10 protein-coding genes are annotated in these 12,499 nt (G+C 56.5%); 2 read left to right on the top strand and 8 right to left on the bottom strand.

Going from position 1 to position 12,499, the window contains the following annotated elements:
* Positions 1 to 41 precede the first annotated feature (41 nt).
* Complete coding sequence (locus G438_RS0104140; RefSeq protein WP_131245761.1) at positions 42 to 1,169, top strand: class II aldolase/adducin family protein; 1,128 nt, start codon at positions 42 to 44, stop codon at positions 1,167 to 1,169.
* Positions 1,170 to 1,408: 239 nt separating this feature from the next.
* Here the strand turns inward: G438_RS0104140 and G438_RS0104145 are convergent, their stop codons facing one another.
* The 7 genes from G438_RS0104145 to G438_RS0104175 form a co-directional block, all read right to left on the bottom strand.
* Positions 1,409 to 2,920, bottom strand: coding sequence for a rhamnulokinase (locus G438_RS0104145; protein WP_026460264.1), 1,512 nt, complete (start codon positions 2,918 to 2,920; stop codon positions 1,409 to 1,411).
* A 119-nt stretch (positions 2,921 to 3,039) separates the two neighbouring features.
* Entirely contained in the window at positions 3,040 to 4,218 is a 1,179-nt protein-coding gene (rhaI, locus tag G438_RS0104150; protein ID WP_034285050.1) for an L-rhamnose isomerase, read from the bottom strand.
* A gap of 169 nt (positions 4,219 to 4,387) precedes the next feature.
* Complete coding sequence (locus G438_RS0104155; RefSeq protein WP_026460266.1) at positions 4,388 to 4,753, bottom strand: L-rhamnose mutarotase; 366 nt, start codon at positions 4,751 to 4,753, stop codon at positions 4,388 to 4,390.
* Between the two features lie 133 nt (positions 4,754 to 4,886).
* On the bottom strand, positions 4,887 to 5,963 hold the full coding sequence (gene rhaS, locus G438_RS0104160) for a rhamnose ABC transporter substrate-binding protein (RefSeq protein WP_026460267.1): 1,077 nt from the start codon (positions 5,961 to 5,963) through the stop codon (positions 4,887 to 4,889).
* 20 nt (positions 5,964 to 5,983) lie between these two features.
* Positions 5,984 to 7,006: an ABC transporter permease gene (locus tag G438_RS10750; RefSeq protein WP_034285052.1), complete on the bottom strand. Its 1,023-nt coding sequence runs from the start codon at positions 7,004 to 7,006 to the stop codon at positions 5,984 to 5,986.
* On the bottom strand, positions 7,003 to 8,013 hold the full coding sequence (locus G438_RS0104170) for an ABC transporter permease (RefSeq protein ID WP_026460268.1): 1,011 nt from the start codon (positions 8,011 to 8,013) through the stop codon (positions 7,003 to 7,005). The genes G438_RS10750 and G438_RS0104170 overlap by 4 nt, the downstream gene beginning before the upstream one ends.
* Positions 8,010 to 9,524 (bottom strand): sugar ABC transporter ATP-binding protein, encoded by a 1,515-nt coding sequence (locus G438_RS0104175; protein ID WP_026460269.1) that lies wholly within the window; start codon positions 9,522 to 9,524, stop codon positions 8,010 to 8,012. The genes G438_RS0104170 and G438_RS0104175 overlap by 4 nt, the downstream gene beginning before the upstream one ends.
* Before the next feature lie 211 nt (positions 9,525 to 9,735).
* On the opposite strand from G438_RS0104175, the gene G438_RS0104180 reads away from it, so the two are divergent.
* Positions 9,736 to 10,794 (top strand): LacI family DNA-binding transcriptional regulator, encoded by a 1,059-nt coding sequence (locus G438_RS0104180; protein ID WP_026460270.1) that lies wholly within the window; start codon positions 9,736 to 9,738, stop codon positions 10,792 to 10,794.
* Here the strand turns inward: G438_RS0104180 and G438_RS0104185 are convergent.
* Positions 10,791 to 12,386: a xylulokinase gene (locus G438_RS0104185; protein ID WP_026460271.1), complete on the bottom strand. Its 1,596-nt coding sequence runs from the start codon at positions 12,384 to 12,386 to the stop codon at positions 10,791 to 10,793. The two genes, G438_RS0104180 and G438_RS0104185, sit on opposite strands and share 4 nt — an antisense overlap.
* Between the last annotated feature and the right edge of the window lie 113 nt (positions 12,387 to 12,499).

The following is a 12,499-nucleotide window of genomic DNA, read 5'->3' on the forward strand; positions in this document are numbered from 1 at the left end:
GGCTACTTCTGAAACGATTCACGTATTCATTGGAGAATCTCGTGCCGCAGGACAGCCTCACATCTGAACTCATCCGCCTCGCTAATGAAATTGGCGGTGACCCTGAGTTTTCACGCGCAGGCGGTGGCAACGCCTCGGTAAAAATCGACGGCATCCTTCACATCAAACCCTCCGGCGTACCGCTGGCAACCTTGGATGCCGACGACCTTGTGCCACTCAAAATTGACGTACTCCTTGCCGCCCTTCACAGCGACGAAGAATTCGACGGCGACCCTGTCCGTATCGCAGCCCAGCGCGCACAGGTCGGCGATGCGGGTGGCAGGCGACCCAGCGTCGAAATCCTCTTCCATGCCCTTCTTGAACAGCCTCTTGTTCTCCATCTCCACCCGCTCACTGCTAATGCCATCACCTGCAATACACACGGCCGCGAACTCACCGCTCAAATACTTGGTGACGAGGCCATTTGGGTGGACTATCTCGATCCAGGCATCCCGCTGGCACGCGGTATTGAAACAGCCATTGAGGCCCATAAGCAGCGCACAGGCAAGGCCACGCCTGGTCTAGTCATGCTCGGCAATCACGGCATTATTGCCTCCGGCAACAGCTACGACGAGGTTGCGCAACGCATCTTTAGTGCTACTGCCGCCATTCGTGCCACCATTGACGAGGCGCCGCATCCTGCACCCTTCACCGCCGATCCGCTTGAGCCGGGCCGCGCAACTGCCGTAGCAAAGCACCTCAAAGAAGTTTTGGAAGTGGACAGCATCGCGATCAACACCCACACGCCAACCCTGGCATTAGCCCACCCAACAGCCACCCCCCTTGTCGACGGGCCGTTGATCCCCGATCAGATCGTCTATGCCGGGTCTCTACCACTAATACTTCCCGCCGATGCCTCAGCAGACGAGATTGCCAATGCCATGTCAACGTATCGCGAAACGCATGGCCGCTGCCCCATTGTGGCAGTAATCCCAGGTCGGGCAATTTTTGCTGCAGGAAACAGCGAGGCCAGTGCAACTAACGCCCTCGCAACATTTACGGACGCGCTGCGGGTGGCTGCCGACGCCTCTAGGCTTGGCACCTGCCGCGCAATGGATATGCGCGAACGTCATTTCATCGAAAACTGGGAAGCCGAGGCCTACCGAAAGCACGTAGCGGCACAGGGCTAGCCCCAGCATCAAGGCTCCGTAGCGTCGACTGTCACGTCACATTGCCACCCGGGATCACGACACTAGCCGCGCGCCCGATGGTGTTCATCCGTCACCATCGGGCGCATTGCTCTATCCACAGACTGCGCTGCCCATGCGCAACGCTATCCGCACGCAACACCGGCGGTGCGCCGCTCTATCCGTGTTCTGCCATGCCCATGCGCAACGCTATCCGCACGCTGCCATATCCGCGCCCCGCTTTAGCCGAATATCCGCGCCTCAGCCTCGTCCCACGCAAGGGCAAGCGCCTCATGAGGCGCATATTGCAGCAGCGACGTCGAGGCGCGCACGATAGCCCGCAAATCCGCAAGATCCCCTTCAACGATGCCCGCACCTCGGGCCGCGACAAGGATATTACCCATGGCGGTACCTTCTTCGGGCCCAGCAATAACCGGCAAACCTGTCGCATCGGCGGCAAGTTGGCACAGTAGGCGGTTGCGAATACCACCACCAACCATATGGAGTACCGACACTTCACGACCTGACAACGCGACAGCCTGCCTCACCGCGCGCCGGTACGCTAAGGCCAAAGAGTCATCAATACAGCGCACATACTCACCTAAACTACGCGGGATCGCTTGACCCGTTTCCTTGGCGTAGGCGTCGATGCGGGCCGCCATATCGCCAGGCGCAAAGAAACGTTCATCGTTAATATCAACCACGGTGCGCAATGGTTCGGCATATTCCGCAGCCGCATCAAGGTCACGATACGAAGCCTCGTAACCCTGCTCGCGCCACGTGCGCACCGCTTCGTTGAAGACCCACAGGCCCATCACATTCTTCAAATAGCGCACCGTAGAATCGACACCCAGTTCATTCGTAAAATTCGCGGCCCGCGACGCTTCAGTCAGCACCGGTTCATCAAGTTCAAGACCAACGAGCGACCAAGTACCGCAGGAAATATAGGCGAAATCGTTGCCCGCAGCTGGTACGGCAGCAACCGCCGAAGCAGTGTCGTGCGTCCCCACCGCAATCACTGGCACTAGCGCACCGGCAGGCGTGCGCAGATCACCAACCTCAGGGCGAATAGTACCGACCAGCGCACCACTTTCCACCAATGTCGGCAAAAGTGGGGCAACATCAAGTGACATCTTGTCACGCAGCTCCTCCAGAAGGTGCGCCGACCACCGACGTGTGCGCGCATCAATAAGGCCCATTGTCGAGGCGTTGGTAACTTCCGCGACGCGCTGACCTGTGAGCCAGTAAGCCAATAAATCCGGCAAGAGCAATACGGTATTGTGCGCGGCAGCCAAACCGCCTTCACGCTGCTCGGCAATGAGCTGAAAAACCGTATTAAATGGTTGCACCTGCAAGCCATTAATGCGATAGAAATCTTGTGCCGGAATCTTGGCAAATACCTCCTGTGGCACACCGGCGGTCCGTTGACAGCGGTAGGAGGCCATTTGAGTGCTCAGCACCCCCGCCTCGTCAATAATGCCGTAGTCCACCGCCCAGCTGTCGATACCAACGACAGACAGCGGACCAACATCGCGCGCACCCTGGGCAAGACCTTGACGTATCTCATCCCATAGGCGCAACACATCCCAATACAGCCGAGTACCACGATCCGTGGGCACTGGAATAGGCGCATTGGAGAATCGGCGCACCTCGGTCAGTGTTACTGACTCGCCGTCGAAGGTACCGACCATGACACGGCCGGAAGATGCACCAAGGTCAACGGCACCAATATGGACAGGCAATATGTGTGCCATAGGAAACTCGTTTCATCGATGATGTAGCGGGCCACGTACTCTTTTGGCCCAACCGTGGTGCCGCGGGCAATGGCTCAACTAGGCGCACAATTGCCCGCCGCACCCCCACGGTCATACGTTTAAGCACCCCAACCGGCTGCGTTGCCACCAACGCGTTCGGCACGGATACGCTCCAGATACCCTGATTCAAGGAAAGTCTTCATGGGGTCGGCAGGTAAGCCTCGTGCCTGACGCAGTTCGGCCAGCAGCGGACGCACATCCGTGTTGTAAGCATCCATCAAAATGGCGTTTGCACCCAACACATCGCCCGCGTTCTGCGCTGCCGTCAACGCTTCACGGTCAACGATGAGCGCCTTGGCTGTTGCCTCTTGCACATTGGTGACTGAACGAATTTGGCCCGGGATTTTCTCTTCCAGGTTGTGGCACTGATCAAGCATGAAGTTCACACCTGAGTCAGCGCGCAAAACGTCCGCGGCAATAATTTCGTTCATTATGCGGAAGAGTTGGAAGGGGTCGGCTGAACCAACAATGAGGTCATCATCAGCGTAGAAACGGGAGTTGAAGTCGAAGGCACCCAAGCGGCCCACACGAACCAGCTGGGCGACTATGAACTCGATATTGGTCCCCGGCGCATGATGCCCCGTGTCTAGGACAACTTTGGCGCGGTCGCCCAAAGCGAGACAGTGGACGAAACTTGTCCCCCAGTCGGGCACGTCAGTGTGGTAGAACGCAGGTTCAAAGAACTTATATTCAAGGACAAGTTGTTGGTCGTCATCCATTGCCGCATATATTTGCTGCAGAGAGTCAGCCAAGCGATCTTGGCGAGCACGTATCGAGTCTTGACCTGGATAATTTGTCCCGTCGGCAAGCCAGATTTTCAGTGCGAATGCGCCGGTCGCGCGCATGACGTCGATGCAATCAATGTGGTGGGCGATGGCCTTGTCACGGACACGCTGATCTGCGTGACATAGTGACCCGAGTTTGTAGTCTTCGTCTTGAAAAACATTGGAGTTAATGGTGCCGATGCTAATGCCTTGACTGTGGGCGTGCGCACGCAGGGCGTCGTAGTCGTCTACTTTGTCCCAAGGGATGTGGAGGGATACGCGAGGCGTGATGCCTGTAAGCCTGTGGACCTCAGCGACGTCGTCGATTTTTTCAAATGGATCGCGCGGGACACCTGGGGTGGTAAATACCCTGAATCGCGTACCCGAGTTTCCGAAAGCCCAGCTGGGCAATTCAATACTTTGTTCGTCCAGCAGACGCCGCTGGTTGGGGGCCAGACTGTCAAGGGTGACCATCGTTGTTCTCCTAGGGGTGATTGACGAGGCGCGGGCAGGGATCGCGCATTATCGAGGGTGATGTGGGCGAGGATCGGAACATCTGTCCACGAGTTATTAGGGGGTGGTGTGGTAAGGACGATGCAGACATTGCCGCGAAAGACAGGGGCGCTCAGATGCATGCGCAGCTTTACGGCAGGTAGAAATATTGAGGCAGAATATGCGCGTTTCCGCCGCTTGGTTGGACAAAGTATTGCGCCATCTCGGCTTGCCACCTGGTATTGACATCGGTGCGCGCCATGGATTCTTGGGCAGCCTTAACGTCGTCTGATTCAAAGTAGCCAACGACCATGCCGGTATCTGGGTCGAGAAATAGGGAGTAGTTTCGCCAGCCACAATCGGAGAGAGCTTGACGCATGTCCTCCCAGACATGCTGATGGACCTCGATGTATTCCGCGAGTTTTTCTGGCCGGACGCGAAGGAGAAAGCAGGCGCGTGTGGATGATGCTTGCGATGTGCTGTTTAGCAGTTCAGATACGGTAGGTGTGCTCATCAGCTCTCCTTCATCCTTGAGTGGAAGCGATGGTTTTAGCATAGCGCTGAATCGTTTCATTTGCAATGGGGTAGCGTATTTTTCAATGGCAAAGGGGCGGCCGATGACACTCGATCACCGACCGCCCCTTTATCTGTCAGAAGTCGTAGTTGTCAATATTGTCTGCATTGAAGCGGACAGGATCGCCAACAACGACGATGCCACCTTCTTCAATGGTGCGTTCACCCAGTTCACCTGCGGTGAAGCTTTCACCCACGGCGCCGGTGATGACACCTGAGTGCAGCGCAGCTCCTGCGTAGGCTGCGACGTACCCCAACTGAGCTGGATCCCATAGTGCAAATTCCGTAACTGTTCCATCTTTAACGAAAGAACGCATTTCATTGGGTAGGCCCAGACCGGTCAGTACCACTTTCCCCTTGTATTCTGAGGTCGACAGGTAACGAGCTGTTGCGGCTATACCAACGGTTGTTGGCGAGACAATCGCATCGAGCTCAGGGTACTGCTGAAGCAGCCCCTGCGCTTCCTGGAAGGACTTGGTGTCATCGTCATCGCCGTAGACCTTGGTGACAATATTGATCTTGGAGTACTTGTCATTAGAGGCAATTTCGTCCTCCATGAACTTTATCCACGCATTTTGATTGGCTGCTGTCGCTGTTGCTGACAGTATGGCAATATCACCTTGGCCACCGATCTGCTCATGCACCATTTCCAGCATGGTGATAGCAACCTGCTTGGATTCCACCTGATTAATAAAGACGTCACGGCAGTCAGCTGATGCGTCAGAGTCGAAGGTCACCACCTTCGTGCCAGCATCACGGGCTTCTTTCAGTGCCGGACACACGGCATCGGGGTCATTGGCTGCAATCACCAGAACATTGGTGCCTGCCTGCACTTCAGCATTAATGAAGGACACCTGTGACGAGGAGGATGCTTCGAGCGGGCCGACGATATTGGCCTCGGCAAATCCAAGTTCCTTGGCGCCTGCCTCACCACCACCGAGCATCACATCAGAGAAGGGGTTGTTGAGCTGTTTCGGAATGAACGTAATCGTGGCATCTGCAACGTCGATGGTGGCAGCGCTGCTGGCGCCATCACTGCTCGTCGTCTCAGTGGTGTTCGCAGTGTCACTGCTTCCTGAGCAAGCTGATAGCGCCATTGCAGCGGTGACAGTGACGACACCGAGGGCGGTTATGCCTCGTGTTGAGCGGGACATCGTTGTCTTCCTTTCTGGCGTTATGCGCCAATTGTGTGGGGGGTTGCCGGTTGGGTCGTCACCTTTCGTTGATTGCGGTGACGCCAGTTGTTAAAGGCCGAGGCCACCGACGGGGCAACGACCGATGCGATAAGGAGCAGACCAGTGATGGTCACAAGGACCACCTCTGGCACACGGTTAAGACGCAGAGCGTAGTTGATCACGCCGACCGTCATCACGCCGCAGACAGAGCCCCAAATGGACCCCTTGCCGCCAAAGACAGAAACGCCACCAAAAACCACCGCAGCGATGACGGTGAGTTCAAGGCCTTCGACGTTGTCTGATTTTGCCGCTGAATAGCGCAGCGTCCAATAGATACCTGCGATAGCAGCCATCAGGCCAGACAGGATCAGTGCGATACTGCGTGAACGCTGCGTGTGAATCCCAACGAATGCTGCCGCTTCCCGTGAGGATCCCAATGCGAAAAGACCGCGACCATAAGGAGTTTTGTGTAGCAGTAGCCAGAAGAATATGACGATGAGCACCAGAGGGAGCCCGATGTAGGGGATCCCAGTAGTTCCAAATTTGCCTGTGACCAGTGCGGTAGCCCATTCGGGGAATGCCGAGATGGATTGGTCTCCAATAACCACTAAAGCGAGGCCACGATAGAGCGCCAAGGTACCGATGGTGACGGCAAGCGCAGGCAGACCTACCCATGTAGTCATCAGTGCATTGAATGTGCCGCAGGCGATGCCAATGAGTAGGCACACAATGATGGTGAGAGCAAATGGCATGCCGCTACTGACCATTACACCCATTGCAGCACTGACCAATCCAGCGGTAGAGGCCACCGAGAGGTCGATATCTGCGCAGATCATTACCAGCGTCATAGGTAAGGCCATCAGCAAGATGGCGGCAATATCCAAGACAAGGTAGGTCAGGGTCCGCGGTTGAGTGAACCGCGGGACGAGAACGGCCGCAATGATGACGACCGCAAGCAGAATCATGGTCATCTTCGCGTCACGTGATGCGACAAGTCGCCCTAATGTTGCACCACTACTCATGCTGCAGCTCCCTTCTTCCGCAGAGCTTCTTGGCGGCGAATGGTCGACACACGGTCGATAACAATGGCGACGATAATGAGAGCGCCCACCATGGCTTTTTGCCAGAATTTGTCGACTCCGAGCGCCGTCAACGCCGATGTAATGGTGTTGAGAAGCAATGCTCCGATGGCGGCGCCATAGGCGATACCGACACCGCCAGTAATTGCCACACCGCCAACGACGCAGGCGGCGACGATATCAAGTTCCATGCCACTACCGGTGGTGGCGCCTACTGAATTAAAACGCGAGGCGTAAAGGACGCCTCCTAGGCCAACAAGAGCGCCGTTGACTACGAAGGCTGTAAAGACTCGGCGTCCCACGGGAATACCGTAGACGGCAGCAGCATCACGATCGGAACCAATGGCGTAGAGGTCACGGCCAGAGCGCGCATAACGCTGGTAGAGTGATACAAGGATCACGACAAATACGGCCAATGCAGTCAGGACCGGGAAACCAAAGAAGGTGGCCACGCCCATGTCACCGAAGGCTTGGGGCCGGTCGCCAGCGAAATACTGTGTAGAACCCGCCCACCAGTTAAGGAAGCCTCTGAAGGCATACAGGGTTCCCAAGGTAATGACCATCGCTGGCACTTTTGCTTTGGTGACGAGTATGCCGTTGATACTGCCCAGCAACGCCCCCAATAGGGTGCCTGCCACGAAGACCACCACGATGGGAATATCTGGGTATTGCGCAAAGAGCACGCCCGTGAAGAATGCTGAGCATCCCAGGATTGAACCGACTGACAGGTCGACACCCTCTGAGGAAATGATGAGGGATTGCCCTGCGGCCATCAGCATGGCGATGGTGGCATTGAGGAAGAGATCCTTCACCCCTTGTGGGGTGAGGAATCGTGGGTTGATTGCCCAGGTAATAATGACCAATGCAAGCAGAGCAACAAATACCGGCATTTCTCGTGCGCTCAAAATTGCGCGCAGCCGCGAATGGCTCTGCGAAAGACTTTTTGTCATGATGCCGCCTTTGAGTGGTCGGTGGCCGCAACCATAATGGCCTCGGCATTGGCCTGCTCTCGGGTGAATTCACCCGTAAGGCGCCCTTCACACATCACGAGGACACGATCAGCCATCCCTAGTACCTCGGGTAATTCAGAAGAAATCATGACGATGCCGACGCCTCGTTTGGCAAGGACTCCCAGTAGTCGGTGTACCTCTGCTTTCGTCCCCACATCGATGCCTCGGGTGGGTTCGTCGACGATGAGGATCCGAGGGTCGGTCGCTAGCCATTTGGCGAGGACAACCTTTTGTTGATTGCCACCTGACAAGGTTGAGACGGCATGGTGCATCGTCGCGGTTTTCACCTCAAGGTTGCGCGCCCATTCGGTGGCAAGGCTTTCTTCCTCTTTGGAGCTAATCAACCCAAAGTGTGCCAGTTGGTGACGCAATGTCAGTGCGGTATTGCGCAGGACTGACATCTCCATGACGAGGCCTTGTCTGCGTCGGTCCTCGGGAACAAATGCGAGGCCTCGGGCAATGGTGGCGGCCGTATTCCCAAGGGGCAGATCGGAGCCGAGGGCCCAGATGCTACCAGCATCGACGGTATCAATACCCATAATGGCTCGTGCAACCTCTGAACGTCCTGCTCCGACAAGCCCCGCCAAGGCAACGATTTCACCAGCGCGCACATCGAAGGTAATGTCGTGAAAGACGCCTGTGCGGGTCAGACCTTTGACGCGTAATACTGGCTCACCTATCTCAACCTCAACTTTTGGAAAGAGCTGATCGACATCGCGTCCCACCATGTCGCGCACCAATTCGGCGTGGGTGGTTTCAGCCAACATCCGGGTGGAAACATACCGCCCATCGCGCATGATGGTGATGCGGTCGCATAGGTCGAAGATTTCTTCCATGCGATGCGAGATAAACATCAGCGCAGCGCCTTGATCGCGTAGGGTGCGTGCGATAGCGAAGAGGCGCTCCACCTCGTGCCCAGAAAGTGCGGCCGTAGGTTCGTCCATAATGAGCACATTGGCATCTAGGGAGATGGCTTTTGCAATTTCCAGGATCTGCTGATCGGCAATAGACAGACCTTCAGCCGCGCGCGATGGATCAATATCTACCTCAAGGCGCTCAAAGAGTGTTTGGGCGTCACGCCGCATCTTCGCGTGGTCGATCATGCCGAATCGACCACGGGGCTGGCGACCAATATAGATATTTTCTGCAACACTCAGGTCCGGGAATAACGTGGGCTCCTGGTAGATCACCGAGATCCCTGCAGCTTTTGATTCGGCAGGGCTAGCGAATTTTGCGGGCTTTCCGCCAACAAGGAACTCACCGGAGTCTGGGCGATGAAGACCGGCCAGCACCTTCACCAATGTGGATTTACCTGCACCATTTTCTCCTGCGAGTGCATGGATTTCACCGGGATATAGGTCGATACATCCATCTGCCATCGCAACAACAGGTCCGAAGGTTTTGACCGCATGTTGTAAAGACACCAGTGGCACGGTTTGTGATGTTGGCACGAAGTCACCTCCTCCTCTTTGAGGGCTGAAACGATTCATTAAAACGTATCATCGCGTAAATGTGACCACATTGTCAATCCGCATCACATAACGATTCGATGCCAATATGCAGACCAAACACATAAGCAACACCTGCTCGTCAACAAACTGCGCATATTTGCGTAATCCCGACGGTATCTATCAACAATCCTGCGCCCACTATGATGGGCGCATGAATACCGCGAGCCGTCCACCCAGCGTCAAAGATGTCGCCAGCCACGCCCACGTCAGCGTCGGCACGGTGTCGAACGTTATTAACGGACGGGGTACGGTGCGTCCCGAAATCCGCGAGCGCGTCGAGACTGCCATACGCGACCTCGGCTACGTTCCCAACCCAACCGCACAAGCGCTACGTCGCGGCACCTCCCCACTGGTCGGGGTTGCCGTCTACGATCTGACGAACCCGTTCTTTATGGAGGCCGCCGCAGGTATGGACAGGCGCCTTACCGAGGGCGGGTGCATTATGGCGCTGTCAGCAACGCAGGCCGAGGCGCAGGCTGAGGCCCAGCTCCTGCGCACCCTGGCAGGACAGGCAGTGCGCGGCATTCTCCTGTCCCCTGTCGACGCCTCGTTGAAGATCGCGCGCGAATTAGTTGAGCGCGGCATCCCGGTAGTGCTCTTTGATTTCCCTGCCGACGACACCTCGATTCCTTCAGTTGCTGTAGACGACCACGCTGGTGCACGACTTGCACTCAATCACCTGATGGAACTGGGACATCGCCGCATCGGTTTCCTCAACGGCCCCGCGCGCATTCGACAAGCACGCGATCGTGAGGCAGGCACACGTGAAGCAGTCCTTGCCTTCAACGCCCAACGCGATACAGATGACCAGGTGGCGTTATCGGTCTACGAATGTGAAGCCTTCACAGTCCACGCCTCCATGTCACTCATGCGACAACTCATTGACAACTGCGCCCGCGACAGCATGGACACGCTACCCACTGCCTTTTTCTGCGCCAACGACCTGATTGCTATTGGCGCGGTGTCAGCACTGCGCGATGCTGGACTACGGGTGCCACATGACGTATCAATCGTCGGATTCGACGATATTCCCCTGGCCAAGCAGATGGCCGTACCGCTCACCACAGTGCATCAACCCATGGATGAATTAGGGTGGGCCGCCGCCGACCTTCTCCTGAACGGGGACATTCACGCAAGCGAGGCGGCTTCACATCGGCGCTTTGTGCCCGATCTTGTGATACGCGCTTCGACGGCGGCGCCAACCCTTTAGGAATGCGTAGCGGCTGCCTCGACAACGGGACGCGCCTGCATATAGCGGGCAAGGAAGGTTTCAAATGCCGCCGCATCATCCTGGTCGGGGTCGATCACGCTCATACCAGCTTGAGCAAAGACCTGCTCATTAAGGTAGGCGGGCAGACTTTGTCCTTGGGTAGCCCGCTGCGCAAAGCGTGCAAGGACCGCGATACCCCACGCGCCGCCTTCGCCAGCAGTCTCCCCCACAGCAATAGGTGTACGAAGGGCGTCAGCCAAGACTTTCTGTGCCACACCCGCTGTTTTAAAGATGCCACCGTGAGCCAAAAGGCGGTCAAGTTCCACGCCTTCCTCTGTGAGGATATCCATACCAACGCGAACAGGAGCAAAAACCGCCATCAATTGTGTGCGCATAAAGGTCGCGAGGGAAAAATCCGCACCCGGCGTATGCATGACCAGCGGACGCCCCGCATCCAACCCGATGACAGGTTCCCCGGACAACAGGTTATAGGCCATCACGCCATCACCGTCAGCTGCACCTGTCAGAGCATGGCTATACAGCAGGTCGTAGATACGCCCCATAGGAATCTCCACGCCAGCCAGGGCTGCGAACTCAGCAAATACTCCCACCCACTCATCCAATTCAGAGGCGCCGTTATTGGAATGCACCATTGCCACTGGAGAGCCATCAGGCGTGGTGACGGGGTCAATTTCCATATGGAGTTTCGACAGTGCTTTTTCCAAAACAATCATGGCGAAGATAGATGTTCCTGCCGACACATTGCCGGTGCGTGGCGCCACCGCATTGGTCGCAACCATGCCGGTACCTGCATCACCTTCGGGCGGACACAGCGGAACACCTGCTTGAAGAACACCAGTCGGATCAAGGAACGCTGCCCCTGCCTGCGTGAGAACACCTGCATCAGCTCCTGCACAAAGGACCTCAGGCAAAAGTTCACGTAGTGTCCACGTATATCCGCGGTCGGCAATATGCTGCTCGTACGCGTCAAGACGCTTCTGGTCGTAGTCGCCTGCAACTGAGTCGATGGGGAACATCCCCGAAGCGTCACCGATCCCCAAGACGTGGCGTCCGGTAAGGAGTTCGTGGACGTAACCGGCAAGCGTATTAATCGAGGCAACACGTGCAATATGTTCCTCGTTGTCCAAGACTGCTTGATGCAGGTGAGCAACCGACCATCGCATGGGAATATTCACGCCAAAGAGCGCGGTGAGTTCTTCCGCAGCAGCACCGGTTGATACATTGCGCCACGTACGGAATGGCACGAGTTGGCGACCATCTTCGTCAAAGGCAAGGTAGCCGTGCATCATGGCGGAAACGCCAAAGGACCCATAGGTGGTGGGGGTGGTGCCGTACCGCTGTTGCACGTCATTGACGAGGCTGGCGTAGGCCGCCTGCAAACCGTCATGTACTGCGTCGAGGGAGTAGGACCACAGACCGTCAACAAGTTGGTTTTCCCAGCTGTGGCCCCCTGTTGCCAAAACTTGGTGATCCGGGCCAATAAGTACGGCTTTGATACGGGTTGACCCTAATTCGATACCCAACGCGGTGTCGCCACTGTCAATCCAGCTGCGCTCGTGTGTTTCTGACATGGCTGTATCCTCCGTGATCGTCTCCTGTGACGGTATTGCGGTGCTCGCTAGACAAATCCTATGTCGAAGCGGCCCGTATTGTTAAGTTAACGGTCACACAATCTGTCAGCAAG

This window comes from Schaalia suimastitidis DSM 15538, assembly GCF_000429105.1.
Classification (GTDB): Bacteria; Actinomycetota; Actinomycetes; order Actinomycetales; family Actinomycetaceae; genus Pauljensenia; species Pauljensenia suimastitidis.

What these genes read in the sequence shown, in the direction of transcription:
- G438_RS0104185 (WP_026460271.1), bottom strand. Translation starts at nt 12,386, where the DNA reads ATGTCAGAAACACACGAGCGCAGCTGGATTGACAGTGGCGACACCGCG.
- G438_RS0104180 (WP_026460270.1), top strand. Translation starts at nt 9,736, where the DNA reads ATGAATACCGCGAGCCGTCCACCCAGCGTCAAAGATGTCGCCAGCCAC.
- G438_RS0104170 (WP_026460268.1), bottom strand. Translation starts at nt 8,013, where the DNA reads ATGACAAAAAGTCTTTCGCAGAGCCATTCGCGGCTGCGCGCAATTTTG.
- G438_RS0104145 (WP_026460264.1), bottom strand. Translation starts at nt 2,920, where the DNA reads ATGGCACACATATTGCCTGTCCATATTGGTGCCGTTGACCTTGGTGCA.
- G438_RS10750 (WP_034285052.1), bottom strand. Translation starts at nt 7,006, where the DNA reads ATGAGTAGTGGTGCAACATTAGGGCGACTTGTCGCATCACGTGACGCG.
- rhaI (WP_034285050.1), bottom strand. Translation starts at nt 4,218, where the DNA reads ATGGTCACCCTTGACAGTCTGGCCCCCAACCAGCGGCGTCTGCTGGAC.
- rhaS (WP_026460267.1), bottom strand. Translation starts at nt 5,963, where the DNA reads ATGTCCCGCTCAACACGAGGCATAACCGCCCTCGGTGTCGTCACTGTC.